Below are 23,623 nucleotides of genomic sequence, written 5' to 3'. Positions count from 1 at the left end.
CCCTAGCGCGCCAGAACACCGCGCGCGAAAAGTTCGGTCACTGCGGCCTGCAAATCATCGGCGATAAAGTCCGCCTCTGCCGCCTCGGGCCAGATTGTTTCCTTTGCCCCGTGCCCGGTCTTAACGATCACCGCATGGGTGCCCGCCGCACGTCCGGCACGAATATCGTTGATCCGATCCCCGATCAGAACACTATCGCCCAGCGAAATCACAAAATCCTCGGCCGCGGCAAGGATCATGGCCGGGCCCGGTTTGCGGCATTCGCTTTCGCGGCGATATCCCTCAACCCCGTCGGGATGATAGGGCGAATAATAAATCCCCTGCACCGATGCCCCCGCGCGCGCCAGCATCGCAAGCATCGCCTCATGCAGGTCACGAAGGCCCGCCTCGGTCAGATAGCCCCGCGCCACCGCCGACTGGTTGGTCACGATCACCACCGGAATACCGGCATCATTAAGCTGTTTGATGGCTGTGGCGGTTCCGGGAATCAGGGCAAGATCGTCAATCTTTGACAGATAATGGACTTCTTCATTCACCACCCCATCACGATCAAGAAAAACCGCAGGCACAGGATGGCGCTGATCGCGCCAGCGCGGAGCCGGATCAATGAAATGGCGGTGAACGAAATCGTATTTTCTGGGGCTCATGCCTGACCCTGTCTTTTTGTCTCTGGGGCTGATGGACGGGCTAACATGCACCATCAACATCCGGAATGACAAGTTTTCACGACGCAGGTTTGCGTCGACTTATCGCGATGCGGAAAACCAACTGGTATTACCATTATTCGCTTGCCCCGCGACTATCGGTCATGACAATTTCACCCGGGGGCCATTGGGGCCAAGCCATCTGGGGATACTGAATTTCATGTTTGCCGATATCTTTGCCATTCTTGCGCCGGTTTTCATAACCACGGGTCTTGGTTATATCTGGGCACGGTCCGGCAGACATTTCGATACGGGACTGGTGACATCCATCGTCACCTATTTTGCCACCCCCTGCCTGACCTTTGCCGCCCTTGCCACGGTTGATCTTGGTGCGGATGCGCTGGTATCGATGGGTACTGCCGCCCTTGCCGCGAACATCATTTTCGTTCTGATCGGCTGGCCGATCCTGAAAGTTTTCAAACTGGCCCCGCGGACCTATCTGCAATCGCTGACCTGGCCGAATGTCGGCAATGTCGGTCTGCCGCTTTGCATGCTGGCATACGGGCAGGATGGTCTGGCACTGTCGGTCGCGTTCTTTGCGGTTTACGTAGTTTTACAGCTCACCATCGGGGTGGCGTTCGTTTCGGGCAGTTTCTCGCTTAAATCGATCATCAAGATGCCGATCATCCCGGCAACCCTGATTGCAACCGGCTTCCTTGCGACCAATACCGAAGTCCCGGCATGGCTTTACAACACGACCAACCTGATCGGGCAGCTCACCATTCCGTTAATGCTGTTTACATTGGGTGTGTCACTGGCCCGCCTCCGCCCGGTCAGCCTCGCACGCAGCACCGCACTTAGCATGCTGCGCCTTGTGATGGGCTTTGCGGTTGGCGTCGGCCTTTCCGAAGCCATGGGGCTTACCGGGATCGAACGCGGGGTCGTCATCCTGCAATGTTCGATGCCGGTTGCGGTGTTCTGCTATCTGTTTGCCCAGCTTTACAACCGCGAACCCGAAGAAGTCGCCGGTGTGGTCATCAGTTCAAGCTTCCTTGCCGCCATCGCCCTGCCCGGCCTATTGTGGTACGTGCTTTAGGTCCGGCGTCCTATTCGATGATCAGGCGATAGCTGCCCTCGCCCGTGCCATCGCGGTAAAACCCGACGGCACATTCTGACCGTCCCTTTTGCAGGTCCGCATCCCCGTTTTCAGTTGCCAGCTTGGCAATATGTTCGCGGCATTGCGCAACGTCATCAAACCTTGCATCCGAAATACGGATATCGGTTTGTTTCTGCGTATCGGGATAATAAACCGCTGTCACCTTTTCCCAGAGTGCGGCATCATCCGTCCAGATCTGATCGGCAATGAAACGCCGTGATTCTTCTGCCACGGTTGCGGCAACCAATGCGATGATCGCAATCAGGAACAACCGGCGCTTCGTACGGTGTGAAATGTTAAAAGCCATTAGAAATCCCGACGGAGGTTGTATTCTGACTATTCACCAGTAACAGGATGCGCGTGGTTCAACGGGCCATTGCCCTTGCCAAAATCAGGGGCCGTGCGGATCGCTTCACGCACAAACGCCCGCGCGCGCGCCACCGCATCGCTAAGCCCCATGCCCTGCGAAAGCCCCGTCGCAATCGCACTGGCAAGCGAACAACCCGTCCCATGGTTGTTTTCCGACGGAATACGATCCGCCTCAAACCCTTCGATATCACCATCATGCCGCCAAAGAATATCAACAATCCGCTCGCCGTCGGCATGGCCGCCCTTGACCAGCACCGCCTTGGCCCCCAGCTCACCGATCTTGCGGGCGGCTTCGATCATGTCACCCTCGGTCAAAATCTTCATCCCCGAAAGCACTTCGGCCTCGGGAATATTCGGGGTCAGGACGGTCGCCAGCGGCACCATGTTTTTGATCAGCGCATCAACCGCGTCTTCGTTCAAAAGACGCGATCCGCTTTGCGATATCATCACCGGATCAACAACAATCGGAATATCGGCGGCTTTGTCCCGGATGAATTTTGCAACCGCTTCGATCACCGGCACACTATGCAGCATACCGGTCTTGATCGCATCGGCCCCGATATCATCAATCGTGACTTCGGCCTGATGGACGATCAGTTTCGGATCAATGCCCAGAACATCAAAAACACCGGTGGTATTTTGCACCGTCAGCGCCGTGATCGCGGTTGCGGCATATCCACCCAGAACAGTCACGGTTTTGATGTCGGCCTGAATTCCGGCCCCGCCGGAACAATCAGAGCCGGCAATGATCAATACGCGACCTTTCATGATCGACCTCCAAGCACTTCTGATATTCGCCTCAAGATAGTCCTGCTGCCTTAACCCGCAACAGCCATGATTTCGGCAACAATGCCATCAACGATCTGTTCGACCTTGATCGCGTCATCGCCTTCGGCCATCACACGGATCAGCGGTTCGGTTCCCGATTTGCGGATCAGAACGCGACCATCGCCGTTAAAGGCCCGTTCGGCACTGGAAATCGCATCAACAACACTGCTGTGTGACAGCGGATCGGAACCCGCCACATAACGCACGTTTTTAAGGATTTGCGGCAGCGGATCGAAAACGCGGCTTACTTCCGAAACCGGACCATCGCGATCCGCCAGAACCGCCAGAACCTGAAGGGACGCCAGCAAGCCATCACCGGTCGATGCAAAATCCGACAGCACGATATGCCCGGACTGTTCCCCGCCGACATTGCAATCAAGGGCGCGCATCTGTTCCACAACGTAACGATCCCCGACCTTAGTACGGATCAGACGCAACCCATTGCTTTCAAGGTAACGTTCAAGACCAAGGTTTGACATCACCGTCGCAACCAGGGCATTGCCGCGCAACTGCCCGGTGCGTTTCCAATGGGTGGTCACAAGGCCCATCAACTGATCCCCATCGATCAACTGGCCTTTTTCATCACACATCTGAACCCGGTCGGCATCACCATCCAGGGCAATCCCGACATCCGCCTTTTCGGCCAACACCCGGTCGCACATGGTTTGGGTATGCGTCGAACCACATTCGGCATTGATGTTAAGACCGTTCGGTTTGGTCCCGATTTCAATGACATCCGCGCCAAGTTCACGCAGGACCTTGGGCGCCACGGAATAAGCCGCCCCATTGGCGCAATCCAGAACGATCTTGAGCCCCTCAAGCGTCACGGAAGACGGCAGCGATGATTTGACCGCCTCGATATAGCGGCCCGGCGCATCATCAATGCGCTGCGCACGGCCAAGTTTGTCGGCAGCCACCAGCAACGCCGACATGTCGCTGTCCATCATGGCTTCGATTTCAAGTTCGACCTCGTCAGACAGTTTGAAACCATCCGGGCCAAAAAGCTTGATGCCGTTATCCTGAAACGGGTTGTGTGAGGCCGAAATCATCACGCCGATATCAGCCCGCATCGATTTGGTCAGCATGGCAACGGCCGGGGTCGGCATCGGCCCGACCAGCATCACATCCATCCCCATCGACGTAAAACCGGCCACCAAAGCCGGTTCAAGCATATAGCCCGACAGACGGGTATCCTTGCCAATCACCACACGATGACGATGATCGCCACGGGTGAAATAATGGCCAGCGGCCATCCCAACCTTAAGCGCGACTTCGGCTGTCATGGGGGCGGTGTTGGCGGTTCCGCGAATACCGTCGGTCCCGAAATATTTACGGCTCATGCTCGTCTTCTCTGCTTCCATCCCGGCACATCGGCGTGCGGGTTATTTTTCCTGACTGCCGGTTATATCAAAGTGTCCGCGCAATGCTACCGGCAAGTGATCGATTATACCTCTCACAAGCAACCGATCCGTTAATCGCATCCTTTACTCTTCGCTTATAAAAGCCATGACCTTGCTTTTAAAACCCGGTATCTAGGATACGAAGCGTTTGAATATTCCGAAATCGGGGGCATTTTGCGGAAAACCGGTTGCCGCAAGGGTTATATCACAGGGATCATAGTGCAGGTCATCATCGCGATGATTTTCATGACCCGCCCTGCCCTTGCTTATATGGGCCCTCATGAACTTGTCATCGGATCCTATTCCGCCGATCAGGATGATATTGACCTCGCACCGCTGATCGAACGTCTGTCAACCAAACGGCAGGTTCGAACAGCCGCCGATGTCGCCATGCTCCCGGCAGACGATTTCACACCGCTTATGGGATCAACCGGCCCCGGTTACACGCTTGAAGCCGTCTGGTACCGGATGCAGATCCTTGTCACAAAGGACGGCGAAAAACCGCTTGAACTCAAACGCTATCTTGAAATTTCACCGCCTTATCTGAACCGGATAAGGCTTGCGATCCTTGATGCCGAGACACGGATAACCGTCTGGAACGATGTCGTTGGGGATCATATCCCCCCGAACCCATCCGAAGCCCGGGGCCGCCAGCATCTAAGCGCATGGCCCAACCTTCCGGCAGGAAAATACTGGCTGGTGATCAGCGTTTCAAGCAACAGCGCCCAGCTTTTGAATGCGTCTATAAAATCCGATACATCCCTGATCACCGAAAACGTGCAGGATACGTTTCTGTTCGGGCTTTATCTTGGCATCCTTTTAATCGGCTTCATGGTCTATTTCACGCTGGGCCTGCTGATTCGCGACCGGGCGATTGTCTGGTACGGGCTTTATGTTCTGGCCCTGTTTGCCGGAACGGCGGGCATTTCTGGCTATGCCCAGCTTCTTCTGTCCGGCACATGGCAATTTGCCAGTGATGCCATCACCGGTGCCGGCACGGCCTTCTCGCTTGCGACCAGTGTGATGATGTGGGCCTACATCATTGAACTGGACAAATACAAGCGCACCGTATTCACAGCTCTTGCGGTTTACGCGGCACTTGCAAGCCTGTGTTCCCTGACATCGGTCAGCGACCTGTACATCCATTTTGCGCGCAGCTTTTTCCTGTTCCATATCGGTGTGCTGCTGATCCTCTATGGCTATCTGTTCTATTTTGGTGCGACCAAGCCCGATGCGCGAAAGCTTCGGATCTATTTCGTCGCATTGGGATTGCCCGCCGCTGCGGCAATCGTGCATCTGCTGATGCTGATGGGCCTTGTTCCGGCCAACAGATTTACCAGCAACTGCTATCAGGTGGCATCGCTTGTGCACCTGCTATTGCTCGGCATTGCGATGGCAGGCCGGACATACGCACTTGCCAGCCAGCGCGTCACAGCCGTTCAAAACAGCACGCGCGCCAATCAGCTCGCCGACGAGCAGCGCGAATTCATCACCATGCTATCCCATGAATTCCGAACACCACTGGCCATTATACAGCGCGCCGCCGAAATGGTTTCGCTTCATGTTCGCGACGCCCCGGAAGCCATAACCAGCCGTATCGCAACCATTCGCAGAAATGCGACCCAACTGTCTGAACTGGTGAATGTGTTCCTGACAAAGGAAACACTTGATAGCACCAATTTCCGTATTTCCCCCAGACCAACCGTTCTGGCACCGTTCCTGCGCGACCTTGTCCTCCGACGTCAGCGCGAGACGCCCGATCATGACATTGAGCTGGAAGAGGTGGATTTTACCGTCGCAAGCATCGACAGAACCCTGATCGAACGCGCGATATGCAATCTGATTGAAAACGCGCTTAAATATGCCCCGGATGCCAGTGTTCGCATCGGCTTCACCCACCGCAGCGATGGAAATGTCTATATCCGCGTCACCGACAATGGGCCGGGAATTTCGCCCGATGATCTGTCGCTTGTTGCCGACGCATTTTACCGTGGCAACAGATCGGGCAGCACCCATGGCGTCGGTCTGGGTCTGCATATCACCAACCGGATCATCATCGGGCATATGGGCCGCATGACAGTCAGCGTCGGCGAAAACGGTGGCACCACCATCCTGATCCGCCTGCCCTATGACCGCGAACTGACCAAAAATAACATTGAAGCGGCGCGCACCACCAATCTTGATCCCCCGACGGCACCTGCCTCCGACCCGGAAAATGCGTCATGAGTCATCCGAAAAACAGACCGATGCTTTTCTGTTTCCGGCTTCTGCTGGCGCTACTGACCATGCTGTCGGTCACGGCCCTGCTGTCCCCGGCCACGGCAACGGAGGTCGGCAAACTGACCCTTCTGCCGGACATCGCGGCCCCTGTGAATTTGCATGATCACGTTCTGTGGCTTGAAGACCGGACAAACGATCTGACACTCAATGACGTTTTGAACCTGCCAATCGATGATTTCACCCCAAGTACCGGCGTGCCAAGTTTTGGCTATACGGGCGATAGCGTCTGGTACCGGCTGCAACTGTCTGTTCCGCAGGGCCTGACACAATCCCTGCAACTTGAAATTCAGCCAAACTACATGAATTTCATCGATGCCTATCTGATCAGGCAGGGAACATCGCGCCATCTGTGGCAAAGCCATATGGGCGATCATGTCCCGGCAGGCCTGCGCCCCACCCGCGGCAGCCAGCATGTCGACCGCTTCCCGCCACTCGAACCAGGTGATTATACTCTTTTCATCCGCACCAAATCGAACAGCACCCAGTTATTGATCGCCAAACTTTGGCCAACCGATCAGCTTATTTCCAGTCTGACGCTCCGCGACGGGGCAATGAGCATCTATTTCGGTGTCATCCTGATGCTCGGCGTGGTTTACACGGTTCTGGGCTCTCTCGTCCGGGATCGTGCGATTGCGACATATGGTGTCTGCGTTATTTTGATTGGCACACTGGCATCCGCGGTCAACGGGCTTGTGCTCGCGGTCATTCAACCCGAATGGCCCTATGCCAATGACCTGATTGTCGGGGTGACCAATGTCGTCGGCTCGGCTGCCTCCATTTTTCTCTGGTTCTATATTCTTGATCTTGGCAAACAGAATGTTGTGATCACGCGGATCGCTAAAGTCTATTGCGGGCTTTCGGTTGCCTGCGCTCTAACCGTGACCACCGATTTTTATGCGCTTTACGGCACATATATCGTGCCGCTGCATGCCGCGTTACTCACGACACTGTCCCTGATTGTTGCCTACCGGATCATCCGGGCACCAAGGCAGTGGCTTTTGTGGGTCTATCTGGTTGTCATTGTGATCCCGATCGGCGGGGCCGTGCTATTGCAACTGACCCATGCCGGGTTGATTGCCGCCACGCCGTTCCGGCTTGGCCTGCATCAGTTCACACTGTTTTTCCATATGTGCGCGATGGGCATCCTCATGGGTTTCCGCCTTTCGCAGATCGAAAAGGAACGCATGAACATGCTCAGGGTTACCGCGGCAACAACATCGCTTGTCGGGGAACAGCGAAAACTGATTTCCATGCTCTCGCACGAATTCCGCACACCGCTTGCGGTTATTCAACGGTCTTCCGAAATGCTGCTGCTTCGGCTGCGCGATGCCCGCAGCGACGTCACCGACCGCCTGCAACGCATTCAGGATCAGGCACGCAAACTATCGCGTCTGGTGGATATTTTCCTCAACAAGGATGGCATCGATGACGGTGACTTTGCGCTGGCCCGCGAACTGGTGCCGGTCAATCGTCTGCTGACGGACTTTGTCGCAGATACATCGCGCGCCGATGCCGAAATCACTCTGGAATGCGTCGGGACCGAACAGCTTGAAACCTATGTCGATGCCACACTGGTCGGGCTTGCGATCACCAACCTGATTGAAACCGCACGGCGCTACGCCCAAGGATCTCCAATCCATATCACTGTTCGTCGCAATGGCGAATGGCTGGTGGAAATCGATATTCCCTGCCACGGCAAAGATTTGAACAACCAGGAAATCCTGCGCATCAGTGACGCCCTCTTCCGCCAGGATATCGGGCCAACCGCAATGCAGAATGCGCTGGGGCTTCATATCTCGCAGCGCATCGTTGATGCACATGGCGGATCGATCAAATTGCGTGACAAGGGCACCGACGGGATCGAGCTATGCCTGTTGCTGCCATGCGAAGACAGCACCGGGTCGTTCGACATCTGAACGGATAACAGTCAATCAGGCGGTTTCGCCAGCACCCACAATGATACCGGGCGAAGTAAAGGCATAGCCCCGCCCATATGCGGTCCGAACCGGCAATTCATCGCCCGTTTCGCGCAGGACTTTCTGACGAACGCGCCGGATCGCCGTATCAAGGTTACGGCAATTTTCGGCCGTATCGGCCTTGCCCAGCGCCATGACGATTTCCGGGCGTGTCAGCCACGCCCCGTTTGCTTCGACCAGCAATTGCACGATGGTGCGTTCCGTCGCGGTCAAAGTCGAAGAACCGCCGCCCGAATTGCTCAGCGTCCAGTTCAGCATATCAAGGGTCCAGGTTCCGTCTTTTTCCGGGTCTTCAACCGCATCGTCATCTTTTTTGCCAACCCGGCGCAACAACGGGCGCAGGGCCGCCTCGATCACCGAAAGCGGACTGTCTTTCGTCAGGTAAACATCCGCACCGGATTTATACCCCGTAAGATGATGATCCATCCCCGCAAGGGATGTCAGCATCATGATGCCGCAATCAAGGTTGGCGCGCGCATATTTGGCCAATTCATAGCCATCGGCATCCGGCAGCATGATATCGAAAATGACCGCCGCAGGTGTTTTGGATTTCAGCGCGCGATGAAACGCTGCGCCGGTTTCACAACCGACAACATCAAAACCGCACATCTCGAGGTATTCGCACAAATCCCGATTAAGATCGGCATTGTCCTCGACCACGAAAACACAAGTCGCCATCGTTTCCTGACCCGCAGCCTTTTCCGGCTGTTCAACGCGCGCGTGCGCGCTGTATCCATTCATTCAACTTCGCCTTCGCTGTTTGCACGAAACCAACCATTTGCGCGATCTTCCTGATCGCAATTCTCTTTATCTTTAATGGTATGTGGCGATTGGGTAAAATCCGCAAGCCCCAAGCACGATCTGTCAGAAATTGCCAGATTCACCGGACCAAAAAAGACCCGCAATTCTGGCACCCGAAAATGCACCAGAACGGCGGGCCTTTTATAATTCGTTGTTCAAACCGGTCAACCTATACATCCATAGATTGCAGGCCAAAAACAGCTATACCATCGATGTCGCAGTCGCGACCGAAATCGACTGAACCGTGTCATGAACATCATGCACCCGGATCATCTGAACACCGTGCCGCCATCCATTGACCGCCGATGCAATCGATCCGCCCAGCCGCTCTTTCGGGGATGCTGCCGGATCAATCTTGCCGATAAATGATTTGCGCGACGTGCCCAGCAACACCGGGCATCCCAACCCATGAAAAATCGCCAGACGTGATAGCAGTTCCAGATTGTGCGACAGCGACTTGCCAAAACCAATGCCCGGATCGACACAGATACGATCGCGCGCAATCCCGGCCCGTTCGCAACTTTCGATCCGGTCCAGCAGATAGTCATACACATCCAGAACCGCACAATCATATTGCGGGTTTTCCTGCATGGTGCCCGGTTCGCCCTGCATATGCATCAGCATCACGGGCCTTCCCGATGCCACGGCGACTTCCATCGACCATTCATCGCCTTCAAGCCCGGTCACGTCATTGATGATCGCCGCACCAGCCTCAATCGCGGCCTCCATCACGCTTGCATGGCGGGTATCGATGGAAACGCAATGGCCGTCTTCGGCCAGGGCCCGGATCACCGGAACAACGCGGGCGATCTCGTCGGCTTCGGACACGGCTTCCGCCCCCGGCCGGGTCGATTCCCCGCCGATATCAAGGATGGATGCCCCCTGTGCCGCCAGGGCGCGCGCGCGCGCAATCGCCTGATCGGTGCTGTTGTAATCGCCGCCATCCGAAAAACTGTCCGGCGTGACATTGACAATGCCCATCACATGACAGGACGCCATATCAAGCCCGGCAAAATCGGCGCGTTTGGTTGTCAGACGGTTCAGGACATCATTGATTTCATCCACCCGCCCGGAATTCTGGACCCAGCCTTCAAGGGCCAGCAACGGCAGGATCATGCTTTCGGCACCGCCACCGTCGCGACGGCGGATGATTTCAAGCGCGGAAAAGCCGCGGCGCGATCCGGCAAGTGGTAACGTATTGGGATCATCGGCATGGTCGATGAAACCGGTAGGTGCGTAATATAACGGTCCGTCAAAATCAGCAAAGCCCCGCACATCGGCGGGGCTTCGCAGGACCGATCCTTCGATCTTGTCCATCAGTCTCTTTCAGTTAGCTGCCCGGCTGTGGCTCCGGGGACAAATCCCCGCCACCTTCACCCGGGTTTTCCTTGCGCGCACCACCGGTGGTCGGAACCGTCGAACGGCGTCCGCCGCCCGCGTCCTTGCCACCACCATTGGAATGGCCCGCACGGTTGATTTCCTCGCCGCGCAGAAGCGCATCGATTTCCTTGCCCGACAGGGTTTCGTATTCCAGAAGCCCCTTGGCAAGAACATGCAGATCGTCAAGATGCTCGGTCAGAACCCGCTTGGCGAAAACATAGGCCTCGTCGGAATAACGACGGACTTCCTCATCGATCAGCTGGGCTGTTTTTTCCGACACATTCTTGTGCTGGGCAACGCTGTGACCCAGGAACACTTCTTCCTGATTATCCACATATTTGACATTGCCAAGCTTGTCCGAAAAGCCCCATTCGGTCACCATCTTGCGCGCATACTGCGTCACCATATTGATGTCCGAAGATGCACCCGTGGTGACCTTGTCCTTGCCAAAGATGATTTCCTCGGCAACGCGGCCACCCATGGCAACCGCCAGGTCGGAAATCAGCTGTTCGTAGGATTTGGAAACCTGATCGCGTTCCGGCAGGCGCATCACCATACCCAGCGCACGACCGCGCGGAATGATGGTTGCCTTGTGGATCGGATCGGATGCCGGGGTATGCAGCGCAACAAGCGCATGACCACCTTCGTGATAGGCCGTCAGCTTCTTCTCGTCGTCGGTCATGATCATGGAACGGCGTTCCGCCCCCATCATCACCTTGTCCTTGGCGTTTTCAAAATCGGCCATGGTGACGACACGCTTGCCAAGACGGGCGGCAAGAAGCGCTGCCTCGTTGACAAGGTTTGCCAGATCCGCACCCGAGAAGCCCGGCGTGCCACGCGCAACCGTGCGCAGGTCAACATCCGGCCCCAACGGAACCTTGCGGGCGTGAACACCAAGAATACGTTCACGACCTTCAAGATCGGGGTTCGGCACAACAACCTGACGGTCAAAACGACCGGGGCGCAGCAATGCCGGGTCCAGAACATCCGGACGGTTGGTTGCTGCCACAAGGATAACACCCTCGTTGGCCTCAAAACCGTCCATCTCGACCAGAAGCTGGTTCAGGGTCTGTTCGCGTTCATCGTTTCCGCCGCCAAGACCGGCACCACGATGGCGGCCAACGGCGTCGATTTCATCGATGAAGATGATGCAGGGCGCGTTCTTTTTGCCCTGTTCGAACATGTCACGCACACGCGATGCGCCGACACCAACAAACATTTCCACGAAATCGGAACCCGAAATCGTAAAGAACGGCACATTGGCTTCACCGGCAATCGCACGTGCCAGAAGCGTCTTACCCGTACCCGGAGGTCCGACAAGAAGCATGCCTTTGGGAATTTTACCGCCAAGGCGCTGGAATTTCTGCGGATCGCGCAGGAAGTCGACGACTTCTTCAAGCTCGCCCTTGGCTTCCTCGATCCCGGCTACGTCTTCAAAGGTCACCCGACCGGATTTCTCGGTCAGCATCTTGGCCTTTGATTTGCCAAAGCCCATGGCCTTGCCGCCGCCGCCCTGCATCTGACGCATGAAGAAAATCCACACACCAATAATCAGCAGCATCGGGAACCAGCTGATCAGCGCGCTCATAAGCGGCGACAGGCTTTCTTCCGGCTGGGCAATAATACGAACGCCCTTGTCGTTCAGACGTTCGACAAGGCTCGGATAATCAGGGGTATAAACACTAACGGTCCGGTTATCGCGGGTTTGCGCTGTAAGAGTGTTGCCCTGGATCGTAACTTCTGAAATCTGGCCGCTGTCAACTTCGGCCAGGAAGTCCGAAAACGCCAGCGTTGACTGGCCGCTCCGTCCTGATGGCGACTGAAACAGGTTAAACAAAGCCACCAAAAGGATGGCTATGATAACCCACAGTGCGAGATTTTTTCCCATATTCATTCCAAGCTACTGATCGCAATTTGTGTTCGCCATGACGCGCAATCGCCCTGCGCACGGCCTGACCATCAGATAATGATAAGGTACCTTTACGCAAGTAGGACGTCGGGTTTCGGCGACGATTTAAACCCACTTTCCCACAAAGGTGTCGGGGGTGCAAACCGCCATCGCATGCCGATTGCGTTTTCTACCCCCATCGGGGCCGTGCGGCAACCGGCGGCGGATAATACGTCGGAAATGCCTGAAACCTCAAGCCCGCCAACGGAAAGCAGAACTTCTTTATCATAAAGTGCGGGTATGGATGCAAGGGCCGCGCGCGGTAAATGATCCACAAATGGCGCGATTTTGCCAATGGCGGTCCGAAAGGCACGCGTGTGAAACGCATCACAAGCCGACAGCGGCGCAATCACAAACCGCCCCAAATCACTGTAATCCGCGGTTACCCCCGCGCCATGATCTGCGAAAAACAGCTCGAACCGATTGTCCCAACGCTGCCCGAAACCATCGCGCATCCAATCGGCGTTGATGCGAACCGGATGGGCATCCACGCGCCCGATCTCTCTATAAACCAGCAAAATGCCTCCCCGGCGATGCAACACGCATCCGCCCAGACTGACCCGCGCATCTTCCTTCTCGTTGATTTGCAGCAGGGCCGCCGTCAACGCGCCCAGTGCCGGCATATAATTTTCCCCGCCAACCACCCGGACAATATGCCCAAGGGCATAGCGTGCGGTTACTTCATCACCGCCAACATCCCGCCATTTCGAATAATCGATACGTGCAATACCGCAATTTGTAATCTGCACTGCCGATGCCAGAAGATCGGCAATCCGGTATTCCGCGGTCTGGCGTGCATCGGCACCGCTTTGAACCATCTCTTTTTTCGGGCCGTCCATCATCGGGTTGTGTCTGATGCGCACGCGCTCAAAACGGACATTGCGGTTGGACGGGTCTTCGATCCAGTCCTGCTGGCGGGTCCGAAGCGTTGCAATCAGATCAACCTTGGCCACGGGCAGCAAAGGCCGCAACACTCTTGCATTGCGCAGATAACGCCGCGCCGCCATCCCGGCCCGGCCGATCACGCCACTCTCGCGCTGTTGCCGCATCACAAGCGTTTCATGCTGATCATCGCGATGATGGGCGACCAAAAGGTGCAGGATGCCCATTTCCCCCAACGCGCGGTCCAGCAGGTCATAGCGGGCCTTGCGCGCCGCTTCCTGAATACCACTTTGCGGTTTGGCCCCGTCCCAGCGCAAAATACGATGATCAATGCCATGTTTTCGAAGCTGCTCCCCAACCCGGATCGCTTCCTCTGCCGCCTCCGCACGCAGGCCGTGATCAACCGTGATGGCGGTCAATTCGCCGCCCTTTGACCCGCACCATTCATGCGCCAGTAACGCCAACGCCATGCTGTCCGCGCCACCCGAAACCGCCACGGCAATTTTCGGCCGATCTTCAAACGGGCCAAAAACATTCATCAGGCGCGAAAAGACAACGGCGTCCAATGGGGTTCCATCGGACGCCGGATCGGGATTGATCATATTTTCAGATTGGTCTGCCATCAGACTGCGATCAGGAACAGCCGCGGTTCTTGCGTTCCTGACGGGCACGGTCAAGCACGACCGCCGACGCATTCGGGAAGTTTGAAATCAGATGGCCAAACGTCGTGCAGGCATCGTCCTTCTTGCCCAGATTGCCAAGCGACATGCCAAGTTTAAGCAGGTTATCGGCCGCTTTACTGCTATCGGGATAGGTCTGGAAACCTTCGGTAAACGCGACAGCCGCCTGATCATACTGTTCGCGAACATAAAACGTTTCGCCAAGCCAGTATTGCGCATTCCCGGCCAATGCATTGTCCGGATGGCTTTTGACAAACGCGGCAAGGGCGGTTTCCGCCGCCGCAAAGTTCTGTTTGCGCAAAAGATCAAAAGCATAACGATACTGTTCTTCCGGTGTCCCGGCCGGAAGGGCACCACTGCCACCAGATGCGGCCGCGGCAGGTGCCTGCCTACCTGCCCCTGTATTGGATGGGCCGGACGGAACAGAGGGCGGCGAACCTTCATTCTCGATCACACCGAACAATTGGGTACCACGGTCATCAACCCGTTGCCCCGTACCGGCGGTATTTGGCTGGGCATTCGATGCGCTCGCACCGTTTGCCGCCGCTCCGGCCGCCGCCGATGGGGCAACAGCACCAGTCTGCGTGCCACCAGCATTGGCGCCACCTTCAAGTTGACCAAGGCGGAAATCAACATCGGAAACCAGACGGTCAAGGCGATCTTCAATCTTGCGAATGCGGAAGTCGAATTCTTCGATCTGGCCGGTAAGCTGGGTCACCGCGCGTTCGATCTCGTTGATCTGAACCTGCTGGCGCGCCGCGGCCGGACTTCCATCACTTGAACCACCATCGGCAACACCACCCGAAGGAACACCCTCGCGGTAGACGTAACGCTGCAACAGATCAAGATCCTTGCGCAACTGTTCGACCTGACGGGTCATGTTGGATTCTTGCGCCCGTACCGGTGCACCGCCAGGAACAGTCATCCCCAGCAGCGCCGCGACGGCAAACACCGACAGATAGCCGACCGGGCGACGGCGCAGCGCCCCCTGTTTTCCCCCAACGGTTGGTGAATGCGCCGCTGCGGAAATCTGGTACGGCAGGGCGTCATTGCGATAACCGGTTTTCGGGCCAACTCGGATCATTTTCGGGTCCTTCGTCGTAATTTCGAACATCACATTCCTGATATCATCAAGGAACATCCAGGGTCAGAACCCCTTAATTTGGTTGCAATGGTCAATCAGATTTGTGCGGATACGCGAAGCAAAATCGCAGGAAGATATATATCTTTCAAGGTTTTGCGACAAAGTAGCCCGTGCAAATCTGATTGATCCGAAGGACAGGTGTTATATTTGCGAACTCCGACGTCAAATCCCTTGTCCGGGATGCCAACCCGCACCGCGGGCTTTTCCTTGGATTTCGCAAATATAACACCTGCCATTCCAATCAAATTAGGGGGTTCTGACCCTATGTTGCAACATTTTGAGGCGGCAAAAATAAGGCGCCTGTCCCTTTCGGAACAGGCGCCTTGAAATTCAGGCTTTCACCTGCACGCGCTTAACGGATAACCGAAACAGAGCGGCGGTTTTTAGCCCAGCTTTCTTCGTCGTGACCAAGCGCGACCGGACGTTCTTTACCATAAGAAATGGTTTCGACACGTGACGGATCGATGCCAAGCGCAACGAGGTAATCTTTCACGGAGTTCGCGCGACGCTCACCCAGTGCAAGGTTGTATTCACGGGTACCGCGTTCGTCGGCATGGCCTTCGACAACCACTTTGTACTGCGGGTATTTTTTCAGCCAGGCAGACTGAAGTTCCAGCGTACGGCGTGCTTCGCCCGACAGGTCATATTTGTCGAAGCCAAAGAATACGCGATCGCCAACATTAACCGCGAACCATTCCGGGCTGCTTTCCGAAAGCGTGCTCGAAGTGGAAGACGGCTGATTGGTGGTCGAAACACCTTCGCCAGCAGAAGTTGCCGAGCTGTCAGGTGCGGTTTCACAGGCAGCCAGAAGTGCGGCAGCAGCAAAAACACTCAGAATCCGAAGTTTCATTTAAGTTTTCCCCTTAACACCGGACGCATTCGCCCGATTGTGGTGTTTTCCATGTCTCGCGACACCGAAAATGCCCGCGATTAATGCGAATCGCATTCAGTGCTTCGCGATGACTATACTCTTGAGATATCAGGGAATCAAGGGTGACCATGCCGGATCCGATCCATCCGCCGGTGTCACGATCTCGCGCTCGTTAAAACCGGTCAAATCGATCGAATACAGACGATAGCGATCCTTGGTCCCGTCCCTGGACGGGTGCTGGCGGTGATACATCAACACTCTTCCGTTCGGTGCCCATGTCGGGCCTTCGACAAGGAAGCCCTCGGCCAAAAGCCGCTCTCCACTGCCATCTGGACGCATGACACCGATATAGAACCGACCTCCTTGTGACTTGGTGAATGCGATCAGGTCACCGCGTGGCGACCAGACCGGTGTGGCATAAAGACCACCACCGAAACTGATGCGCTGGACACCGCTTCCATCCGCATTCATCACGTAAAGTTGCTGTGATCCGCTACGGTCCGAGTTGAACGTAATGCGCGAACCATCAGGAGAATATGACGGCGATGTATCAACTGCAGGATGCCGCGTCAACTGGCGTTTTTCGCGCGTACGCAGATCCAGCTGGTAGATTTCACTATTGCCGTCCAAAGCCTGGGACATCACCACGGAATTGCCGTCTGGGGCAAAACGCGGGGCAAAGGTCATGCCCGGGAAATCGCCAAGCAATTCAAGCTCGCCGGTATCGATATCCAGAACATAGACACGTGGTTTATCGTTGAAGTACGACATATAAACCACTTCCTGGGCCGTCGGAGAAAAACGCGGGTTCAGAACAAGAAACTTGCCGTCCGACAGGAAACGGTGGTTCGCACCGTCCTGATCCATGATGGCCAGCCGCTTGACGCGTTTATCGCCCGGGCCCGATTCGGAGACATAAACGATACGGGTATCGAAATAACCCGATTCCCCGGTAATGCGTTTATAGATCTCGTCGGCAATCTTGTGTGCGATACGCCGCCAGTTGTTCGGCTGGGTGCGATAGGCCACCCCTGCCATCTGGTTTTCAGCCAGAACATCCCAAAGGCGGAATTCGACACGCAGAAGCCCGTTCGGTTCGGTAACAACCCGGCCATTGACGAGTGCCTGCGCATTGATCGCGCGCCACTCGGCAAAGTTCGGATTGACCGCCAGCGAACTGGCACTCTGGATAAAGGCTTTTTCGTCAATTGGCGCAAACAGACCCGATCGCGCCAGATCGGCACTGATCACCGACGTGATGTTCTGACCGACTTCGGTTTCCGAAACACCTTCACCCGGGAAACGGGTAACGGCAATCGGCATCGGTTTGACTTCACCCCGGGTGATGTCGATACGGAGTTCGGCATGCGCCGGTGCCGAGGGTACAACGGCCAGGCCAGCGACAACGGCAAGGGCACACAGTCCGGCCAGACTGCGTGTAACCCAATCTCGTTTTGATGCGTTGGTCTTGATGGTCATCCTGCCTCGCTATTTTCCACGCGTTTTGAGGGACTTATGATTTTATTCATTACAGGCCCAGCATTTCACGCATGTCAAAATTGAACGTGAATGTGCGCCACATTTCGTATTTATCCAGCGGCAGTTTTAGAGGACTGCATTGCGGATTTAGCACAGCTCGAAGAGCACTTTCTGCAATCGTACGGCGTGAAGGATCACCACCAATCTCGCCAGAGTTGCTAATTCGTGCCTGCCGGACGGTGCCGTCCGGATTGGCACTGACATGTATTTCGACCGCAAAGTTCCCGGCTTCCTTGGCTCCGGCCGGTGGGCTCCAGCAGCGTTCGATCTGTCTTTTGACGGCGTCAAGCTCGCTCATAGTCAAACGCGCGTCCAGACGGGTCGCAACCACCTCGCTTGCATTGTCTTCGGGCGTATCTTCCGGTGTATCCTGTGGTGTCGGCTGTGCGCTCGGTTCGGTTTTGCGCACATCCTTCAGAATATCGGCAAGTGTCCGCTTCGGCTCCGGGTCGGGCTGCTTCTTCGGCTCGGGCTTCGGCTCCGGCTTTGGCTCTGGCTTTTTGGCCTCAACCGGCTTTGGTTTCGGCTTTTCCGGGGTCGGGGTCGGTTCCTTCTTCACTTCCGGTTTCGGAACGGGTTTGGGTTCCGGTTTCGGCTGTGGTTTGGGCTCGACCTTCGGCTCCGGTTTCGGCTCAGGCTTCGGTTCCGGCTTGGGCTCTGGCTTTGGCGCAGGCTTGGGTTCCGGTTTAGGGGTCGGTTTGGGTTCCGGCTTCGGAACCGGCTTTGGCTCTGGCTTTGCAACCGGTTTCGGTTTCGGCTTTTCTTCGGCTTTCGGCTTTGGCAGCGCCTTGGTCGGAGCAGCCGAGAATTCATCGACTGTCACCACCTCGACCGAAATCGATTGCAGTTCCAGCGGCGTTTCCTCGAACAGTTCCGGCAGGCCTAACCAGGCAATCAGAAAGATCACCAGGTGGGCTGCCAGAGAAATCAGAACACTGCGAAACATGTCGGTTTACTTGCCCTTTGCGGGCAGCTCCGCGATCAGCGCAACTTTGCTAAACCCGGCCTCGTTGATCAGGCCCATGACTTCCATCACACGGCCATAATCAATTGCCCGGTCACCGCGCACGAAAATACGGGTATCTCGTTTATTCTCGGTAATGGCCGAAAGCTTTTCGACCAGCGTGTCCTGGGCGACTTCACTGTCCATGATATAAAGGGTGCCATCCCCCGTGACCGATACGACAAGCGGTTCGTCCTGACCGGTCATCGGGGCGGCCGATGTTTCCGGCAGGTCCACTTCGACACCGACCGTCATCAAAGGTGCCGCCACCATGAAAATCACCAGCAGAACAAGCATCACGTCAACCATCGGGGTGACGTTGATGTCGCTCATGGCGCGGCGGCGGTTGCTGCGGCGACCGCGGCGGCGTCCTCCGCCGGATCCGGATGCGAGTTGAGCGCCCATATCAGTCTCTCGCGTCGTCAAGCTGGCGTGACAGGATCGACGTGAACTCGTCAACAAACGCTTCAAGGCGATTGCCATACCGGTTCAGGTCACTGGAAATCTTGTTATAGGCCACCACCGCCGGAATTGCCGCGACAAGGCCCATCGCCGTTGCAAGCAGTGCCTCGGCAATCCCCGGTGCGACAACCGCAAGCGACGTGTTTTTCGAGGCCGCAATCGCCTGGAAGGAAACCATGATCCCCCAGACCGTCCCGAACAGGCCGACAAACGGTGCGGTCGAGCCAACAGACGCAAGGAAGGTCATATAACGTTCAACCCGGTCCATTTCACGGCCCAGCGTGATTTCCATCGACCGTTCCAGGCGCTGCTGAAGGCGGGCGCGCATTGTTTCGCCCTTGACCCCGCGCGCGTTCGAACGACGCCATTCGCGCATGGCCGAAACGAAAATCGCCGACATCGGATCGCGCGGCTGATCAGCAATTCGGTCATACAGGTCTTCAAGCGACCCGCCCGACCAGAAGGCTTCTTCAAATGTGTTTGCCTGGGCGCGCAATTTGCGCAACCGGATCAGCTTTTCAATGACAATTGCCCAGACCCAAACCGATGCCAGCATCAGCCCGATCATCACCGTTTTGACGACAATCCCGGCCTGCATGAACAGACCCCACATGGACATGTCATGGGCCATGACCGACTGCCCCAGCGTTACCGCGTCGACCACCTGATTTTCCATATTCTCTTCAGTCCTCGTTCACATCCAGATAGGTTGCGTAAGCCGTTCTCAATTCATCGGGCATCCGTTGCGCCCGTAACTCTTGCAGCGACACGCAGGCGAGATATATCTCGATAACCACGAGCACCTCGCCGTCCCGCATGATCTTCTGTTCGAATCCCAGCGACGCGCCCCCCAGTTTGATCAGCCGAGTATCCACAATCAGCCTGTCTTCCAACCGGGCCGCCCGGCGAAAATCGAGCGTACAGTGTCGAACGGCTATGGCAACTTTGTGGCGCTCTGCAAGGCTACTATTGCTAACGCCCAACAGGTTAAGCATCGCTGAACGTGCCCGCTCGGCAAAGGCGAGATAGTTGGCGTGATATACAATTCCACCTGCGTCGGTATCCTCGTAAAACACCATTAACGGGAAAATATGCCGCTTGCCCTCGATATGACCGAGCAGGCTGTTTTCGCACTTATTCGTCATTCCTCTGTCCCGTCTGCGGCCTTGGTCGCGCGCTGATCAAACAGGTCCGCCAACGGCACACCATTGCCTTCGCGCGGTGGCACCAGCCCAAGATGCTTGTATCCCTTGATGCCCAGCATCCGGCCCCGCGGGGTGCGCTGTATCAATCCCTGCTGCAAAAGATACGGTTCGATCACGTCTTCAATCGTGTCACGTTCTTCCGACAGGGCGGCTGCCAGCGTATCGACACCAACTGGCCCGCCGCCGTAATTCCCTGCAATACAGTTCAGATAACGCCGGTCCTGGCTATCAAGGCCAAGGTTATCGACCTCAAGCCGTGTTAGCGCCGCATCGGCGATGAATTTATCGACGGGCGATTTTCCGGCAACCACCGCAAAATCACGCACCCGGCGTAACAACCTCCCGGCAATACGTGGTGTTCCCCGTGACCGGCGGGCAATTTCCATCGCCCCTTCACGCGTCATATCGAAACTCAGCAACCGCGCACCGCGCGCCACGATCTCGACCAGCTCTTCGGGCTCATAGAATCGCAACCGCAACGGAATACCAAACCGGTCACGAAGCGGCGTCGTCAAAAGCCCCGACCGTGTCGTTGCCCCGACAAGCGTAAAGGGCGGCAGATCAATCCGCACCGAACGTGCAGCCGGTCCCTCGCCGATGATCAGATCAAGCTGGAAATCTTCCATCGCCGGATACAGAATTTCCTCGACCGCCGGGTTCAGGCGATGGATTTCATCAATAAACAGAACATCGCGCGGCTGAAGATTGGTCAGAAGGGCGGCAAGATCACCGGCCTTGGCGATCACCGGACCGGACGTCGCCCGGAAACCGACGCCAAGCTCGCTGGCAACAATCTGCGACAGTGTCGTTTTCCCCAAGCCCGGAGGCCCGAAAAACAGCACATGATCCATGGCCTCTTCGCGGCCACGCGCGGCCTGAATGAACACATCAAGATTTTCGCGCACTTCTTTCTGGCCGGTAAAATCGTCCAGCCGACGCGGGCGCAAAGAGCCGTCCTGATAATCCTCTTCGCGGCGTTCCCCGCTAAGCAAACGGTCTTCTTCCTCGCTCACGCGCTAAGCTCCTTCAATCCCAGACGGATCAGGCTATCAAGTGTCTTGTCCTCACCGGCCTGCTGGGCGGCCTTGCCAACCGCGCCAAATGCCTCGGACCGGCCATAGCCCAGATTGACCAGCGCTGAAACCGCATCGGCCAGAACCGCGCCATCATCGACAACCGGCGCGGCATCGGCTTTGTCGATGCTCACATCAGCAAGCGGTTTGGCCGATTTTGCAGATTTTTTTGACGAAGTTGCGGCGGGCGGTGCCACAGGTGCCGCCGGGGCCGCAACCGGGCCAAGGTTAAGGCGCGCGGCCTTGTCTTTCAGTTCACCCACAACACGGGTCGCCACCTTCGGGCCAATCCCCGGTGCCCGGCAAAGGGCCGTGGTATCCTGCGCGGCAATCGCACGCAAAAGATCGGTCGGGCTTAAAACCGACAAAAGGGCCAGCGCAACCTTGGCCCCCACCCCCTGAACCGTCGTCAAAAGGGCAAACCACTGCTTTTCGGCGTTATCGGCAAAACCATAAAGATGAATGTGATCTTCGCGGACATGGGTTTCGATCATCAAGCCCGCCTCGCCGCCTTTTGGCGGCAGCATGGTCAATGTTCTGCGCGACGCAAAAACAAGGTATCCGACCCCGTTCACATCGATGATGACACTGTCCTCGCCAATGAAATCGACAATTCCGCGAAGTTTTGCGATCACCTGTATTTTCTCCCCGGTCCGGCTGTTATCCCCGCAAGCGCGCGGGTTCCGGCATGTTGTGCATGACAAATCGCAACCGCCAGTGCATCGGCCGCATCTGCGCCATGGATCTGACATCCCGGCAGCAGGGTGGATACCATCATTTCAACCTGCTGCTTGGCCGCATGACCCGCACCCACCACCGTCTTTTTGACGGCATTGGGTGTATATTCCGTTACCGGAATGCCACAACGTGCTGGCGCAAGCAGCGCAACACCGCGCGCCTGCCCCAGTTTAAGCGTCGAAACAGGGTTTTTGTTAACGAAGGTTTCCTCGACCGCGGCCTCATCGGGCGTCCAGGCCGCAATCACGTCCATAAGCCCGCTATGAAGCTGATCAAGCCGTTCCGCCAGCGATAGCGACTGTGTCGAGGTCACGACACCATTGGCAACATGACGCATCCGGTTGTCTGTAAGGTCGATCACCCCCCAGCCCGTGCGTTGAAGACCGGGATCGATACCTAGAACCCTGACCACGTCGCCTCACCTTATTATCATAAGCAAAATAAAATACGCCCGTCATTCAAAAGGGAATGACGGGCGTAAGCAAGCGTAATCAGTTATCAAGCGCAGCAGCGATCTCGTCGGTCCAGTTAACGTTGGTCCAGACATTCTGGACATCATCGTTATCTTCAAGCGCATCAACAAGCTTCATGATGCTCTGTGCCTGATCGATGCTGATGTCGGCTTCGGTCACCGCGCGGAAGACAAGCTTCGCACTTTCCGGATCCCCGAACTTCTCGGTCAGCGCTTCACGCACATTGTTAAGCTCTTCGATCTCGGTTTCGATGACGTGGCTCTCATCATCCGATTCCACGTTTGCAGCCCCTGCTTCAAGGGCGGCCTCAAACATTTCATCCGCACCGGCCTTGTCCGCCGGATAAACGATTTCGCCAAGACGGTTGAACATGAAGCCGACCGAACCGGTTTCACCAAGGTTTCCACCGCTTTTGGCGAATGCGGCACGCACTTCGGATGCGGTACGGTTGCGGTTATCCGTAAGCGCCTCGACGATCACGGCAACACCGGCCGTCCCGTAGCCCTCGTAACGGACCTCTTCATAATTGTCGCCCTCGCCTGCACCGGTCGCCTTTTTAATCGCGCGATCAATGTTGTCTTTGGGCATGTTCTGCACACGCGCGGCGGCAATCGCTGCACGCAGACGCGGGTTGCTGTTGATATCATCACTGATTTTCGCCGAAACCGTGATTTCACGGGCGAGTTTGGTGAAGATTTTGGCGCGCTTTTTATCCTGCGCGCCTTTGCGGTGCATGATGTTCTTAAATTGGGAATGGCCGGCCATAACCTG

22 protein-coding genes are annotated in these 23,623 nt (G+C 56.3%); 3 read left to right on the top strand and 19 right to left on the bottom strand.

Annotation, left to right across the window (positions count from 1 at the left end):
- Positions 1 to 2: 2 nt before the first annotated feature.
- Positions 3 to 647, bottom strand: a complete 645-nt coding sequence (locus BC440_RS03835; RefSeq protein WP_071239559.1) for an HAD family hydrolase — start codon at positions 645 to 647, stop codon at positions 3 to 5.
- Between the two features lie 217 nt (positions 648 to 864).
- On the opposite strand from BC440_RS03835, the gene BC440_RS03830 reads away from it, so the two are divergent.
- Complete coding sequence (locus BC440_RS03830; RefSeq protein WP_007092121.1) at positions 865 to 1,740, top strand: AEC family transporter; 876 nt, start codon at positions 865 to 867, stop codon at positions 1,738 to 1,740.
- 10 nt (positions 1,741 to 1,750) lie between these two features.
- Here the strand turns inward: BC440_RS03830 and BC440_RS03825 are convergent, their stop codons facing one another.
- From BC440_RS03825 to glmM, 3 genes are read right to left on the bottom strand one after another with little or no spacing between them, the layout of a single operon-like run.
- The gene (locus tag BC440_RS03825) at positions 1,751 to 2,107 is read right to left on the bottom strand and encodes a hypothetical protein (protein ID WP_071239558.1); all 357 of its coding nucleotides are present in this window, start codon (positions 2,105 to 2,107) and stop codon (positions 1,751 to 1,753) included.
- Between the two features lie 29 nt (positions 2,108 to 2,136).
- On the bottom strand, positions 2,137 to 2,937 hold the full coding sequence (gene thiD, locus BC440_RS03820; protein WP_071239557.1) for a bifunctional hydroxymethylpyrimidine kinase/phosphomethylpyrimidine kinase: 801 nt from the start codon (positions 2,935 to 2,937) through the stop codon (positions 2,137 to 2,139).
- 50 nt (positions 2,938 to 2,987) lie between these two features.
- Positions 2,988 to 4,337: a phosphoglucosamine mutase gene (glmM, locus tag BC440_RS03815; protein WP_007092124.1), complete on the bottom strand. Its 1,350-nt coding sequence runs from the start codon at positions 4,335 to 4,337 to the stop codon at positions 2,988 to 2,990.
- A 279-nt stretch (positions 4,338 to 4,616) separates the two neighbouring features.
- Between glmM and BC440_RS03810 the strand changes: the two genes are divergently transcribed.
- Together BC440_RS03810 and BC440_RS03805 are read left to right on the top strand one after the other, a co-directional pair.
- The gene (locus BC440_RS03810) at positions 4,617 to 6,623 is read left to right on the top strand and encodes a sensor histidine kinase (protein ID WP_071239556.1); all 2,007 of its coding nucleotides are present in this window, start codon (positions 4,617 to 4,619) and stop codon (positions 6,621 to 6,623) included.
- Positions 6,620 to 8,593 carry a sensor histidine kinase gene (locus BC440_RS03805; RefSeq protein ID WP_071239555.1) on the top strand — a complete coding sequence of 658 codons (1,974 nt, stop codon included), beginning with the start codon at positions 6,620 to 6,622 and terminating at the stop codon, positions 8,591 to 8,593. The genes BC440_RS03810 and BC440_RS03805 overlap by 4 nt, the downstream gene beginning before the upstream one ends.
- Before the next feature lie 15 nt (positions 8,594 to 8,608).
- On the opposite strand, the gene BC440_RS03800 is transcribed toward BC440_RS03805, so the two are convergent.
- From BC440_RS03800 to BC440_RS03725, 15 genes are all read right to left on the bottom strand, one after another.
- Entirely contained in the window at positions 8,609 to 9,394 is a 786-nt protein-coding gene (locus BC440_RS03800) for a response regulator transcription factor (RefSeq protein ID WP_071239554.1), read from the bottom strand.
- A 261-nt stretch (positions 9,395 to 9,655) separates the two neighbouring features.
- On the bottom strand, positions 9,656 to 10,771 hold the full coding sequence (folP, locus tag BC440_RS03795) for a dihydropteroate synthase (protein ID WP_071239553.1): 1,116 nt from the start codon (positions 10,769 to 10,771) through the stop codon (positions 9,656 to 9,658).
- 13 nt (positions 10,772 to 10,784) lie between these two features.
- Entirely contained in the window at positions 10,785 to 12,722 is a 1,938-nt protein-coding gene (ftsH, locus tag BC440_RS03790) for an ATP-dependent zinc metalloprotease FtsH (RefSeq protein ID WP_269451301.1), read from the bottom strand.
- Between the two features lie 92 nt (positions 12,723 to 12,814).
- Positions 12,815 to 14,287: a tRNA lysidine(34) synthetase TilS gene (gene tilS / locus BC440_RS03785; RefSeq protein WP_071239552.1), complete on the bottom strand. Its 1,473-nt coding sequence runs from the start codon at positions 14,285 to 14,287 to the stop codon at positions 12,815 to 12,817.
- Positions 14,288 to 14,297: 10 nt separating this feature from the next.
- Positions 14,298 to 15,485 carry a tol-pal system protein YbgF gene (gene ybgF / locus BC440_RS03780; RefSeq protein WP_071239551.1) on the bottom strand — a complete coding sequence of 396 codons (1,188 nt, stop codon included), beginning with the start codon at positions 15,483 to 15,485 and terminating at the stop codon, positions 14,298 to 14,300.
- A gap of 355 nt (positions 15,486 to 15,840) precedes the next feature.
- Entirely contained in the window at positions 15,841 to 16,338 is a 498-nt protein-coding gene (gene pal, locus BC440_RS03770; RefSeq protein ID WP_007092132.1) for a peptidoglycan-associated lipoprotein Pal, read from the bottom strand.
- A 129-nt stretch (positions 16,339 to 16,467) separates the two neighbouring features.
- Positions 16,468 to 17,838, bottom strand: a complete 1,371-nt coding sequence (gene tolB / locus BC440_RS03765; RefSeq protein WP_007092133.1) for a Tol-Pal system beta propeller repeat protein TolB — start codon at positions 17,836 to 17,838, stop codon at positions 16,468 to 16,470.
- Between the two features lie 49 nt (positions 17,839 to 17,887).
- Complete coding sequence (locus BC440_RS03760; protein WP_071239549.1) at positions 17,888 to 18,844, bottom strand: energy transducer TonB; 957 nt, start codon at positions 18,842 to 18,844, stop codon at positions 17,888 to 17,890.
- A gap of 6 nt (positions 18,845 to 18,850) precedes the next feature.
- Positions 18,851 to 19,306, bottom strand: coding sequence for a protein TolR (gene tolR / locus BC440_RS03755; RefSeq protein ID WP_007092135.1), 456 nt, complete (start codon positions 19,304 to 19,306; stop codon positions 18,851 to 18,853).
- Between the two features lies 1 nt (position 19,307).
- A complete protein-coding gene (tolQ, locus tag BC440_RS03750; RefSeq protein WP_007092136.1) occupies positions 19,308 to 20,039 on the bottom strand; it encodes a protein TolQ in 732 nt (243 codons plus the stop codon).
- A 7-nt stretch (positions 20,040 to 20,046) separates the two neighbouring features.
- Positions 20,047 to 20,508 carry a YbgC/FadM family acyl-CoA thioesterase gene (locus BC440_RS03745; protein WP_071239548.1) on the bottom strand — a complete coding sequence of 154 codons (462 nt, stop codon included), beginning with the start codon at positions 20,506 to 20,508 and terminating at the stop codon, positions 20,047 to 20,049.
- Positions 20,505 to 21,581 (bottom strand): Holliday junction branch migration DNA helicase RuvB, encoded by a 1,077-nt coding sequence (gene ruvB / locus BC440_RS03740; protein ID WP_007092138.1) that lies wholly within the window; start codon positions 21,579 to 21,581, stop codon positions 20,505 to 20,507. Before ruvB ends, BC440_RS03745 begins: the two co-directional genes overlap by 4 nt.
- Positions 21,578 to 22,276 carry a Holliday junction branch migration protein RuvA gene (gene ruvA, locus BC440_RS03735; protein ID WP_071239547.1) on the bottom strand — a complete coding sequence of 233 codons (699 nt, stop codon included), beginning with the start codon at positions 22,274 to 22,276 and terminating at the stop codon, positions 21,578 to 21,580. The genes ruvB and ruvA overlap by 4 nt, the downstream gene beginning before the upstream one ends.
- Positions 22,273 to 22,791 (bottom strand): crossover junction endodeoxyribonuclease RuvC, encoded by a 519-nt coding sequence (gene ruvC, locus BC440_RS03730; RefSeq protein WP_037987931.1) that lies wholly within the window; start codon positions 22,789 to 22,791, stop codon positions 22,273 to 22,275. Before ruvC ends, ruvA begins: the two co-directional genes overlap by 4 nt.
- Positions 22,792 to 22,870: 79 nt before the next feature.
- Positions 22,871 to 23,617 carry a YebC/PmpR family DNA-binding transcriptional regulator gene (locus BC440_RS03725; protein ID WP_007092141.1) on the bottom strand — a complete coding sequence of 249 codons (747 nt, stop codon included), beginning with the start codon at positions 23,615 to 23,617 and terminating at the stop codon, positions 22,871 to 22,873.
- Positions 23,618 to 23,623 lie beyond the last annotated feature (6 nt).

The organism is Thalassospira sp. MIT1004, assembly GCF_001858545.1.
Lineage (GTDB): Bacteria > Pseudomonadota > Alphaproteobacteria > Rhodospirillales > Thalassospiraceae > Thalassospira > Thalassospira xiamenensis.
This window is presented reverse-complemented; position numbering and strand designations above follow the sequence as displayed.

Bases quoted from the DNA above. Each gene is read 5' to 3' on its own strand.
- BC440_RS03835 (WP_071239559.1), bottom strand. From the start codon at position 647: ATGAGCCCCAGAAAATACGATTTCGTTCACCGCCATTTCATTGATCCG.
- tolB (WP_007092133.1), bottom strand. From the start codon at position 17,838: ATGACCATCAAGACCAACGCATCAAAACGAGATTGGGTTACACGCAGT.
- tolQ (WP_007092136.1), bottom strand. From the start codon at position 20,039: ATGGAAAATCAGGTGGTCGACGCGGTAACGCTGGGGCAGTCGGTCATG.
- BC440_RS03725 (WP_007092141.1), bottom strand. From the start codon at position 23,617: ATGGCCGGCCATTCCCAATTTAAGAACATCATGCACCGCAAAGGCGCG.
- BC440_RS03760 (WP_071239549.1), bottom strand. From the start codon at position 18,844: ATGTTTCGCAGTGTTCTGATTTCTCTGGCAGCCCACCTGGTGATCTTT.
- BC440_RS03825 (WP_071239558.1), bottom strand. From the start codon at position 2,107: ATGGCTTTTAACATTTCACACCGTACGAAGCGCCGGTTGTTCCTGATT.
- ybgF (WP_071239551.1), bottom strand. From the start codon at position 15,485: ATGTTCCTTGATGATATCAGGAATGTGATGTTCGAAATTACGACGAAG.
- tolR (WP_007092135.1), bottom strand. From the start codon at position 19,306: ATGGGCGCTCAACTCGCATCCGGATCCGGCGGAGGACGCCGCCGCGGT.
- tilS (WP_071239552.1), bottom strand. From the start codon at position 14,287: ATGGCAGACCAATCTGAAAATATGATCAATCCCGATCCGGCGTCCGAT.
- BC440_RS03745 (WP_071239548.1), bottom strand. From the start codon at position 20,508: ATGACGAATAAGTGCGAAAACAGCCTGCTCGGTCATATCGAGGGCAAG.
- folP (WP_071239553.1), bottom strand. From the start codon at position 10,771: ATGGACAAGATCGAAGGATCGGTCCTGCGAAGCCCCGCCGATGTGCGG.
- thiD (WP_071239557.1), bottom strand. From the start codon at position 2,937: ATGAAAGGTCGCGTATTGATCATTGCCGGCTCTGATTGTTCCGGCGGG.
- glmM (WP_007092124.1), bottom strand. From the start codon at position 4,337: ATGAGCCGTAAATATTTCGGGACCGACGGTATTCGCGGAACCGCCAAC.
- ftsH (WP_269451301.1), bottom strand. From the start codon at position 12,722: ATGGGAAAAAATCTCGCACTGTGGGTTATCATAGCCATCCTTTTGGTG.
- BC440_RS03830 (WP_007092121.1), top strand. From the start codon at position 865: ATGTTTGCCGATATCTTTGCCATTCTTGCGCCGGTTTTCATAACCACG.
- BC440_RS03800 (WP_071239554.1), bottom strand. From the start codon at position 9,394: ATGAATGGATACAGCGCGCACGCGCGCGTTGAACAGCCGGAAAAGGCT.
- BC440_RS03805 (WP_071239555.1), top strand. From the start codon at position 6,620: ATGAGTCATCCGAAAAACAGACCGATGCTTTTCTGTTTCCGGCTTCTG.
- pal (WP_007092132.1), bottom strand. From the start codon at position 16,338: ATGAAACTTCGGATTCTGAGTGTTTTTGCTGCTGCCGCACTTCTGGCT.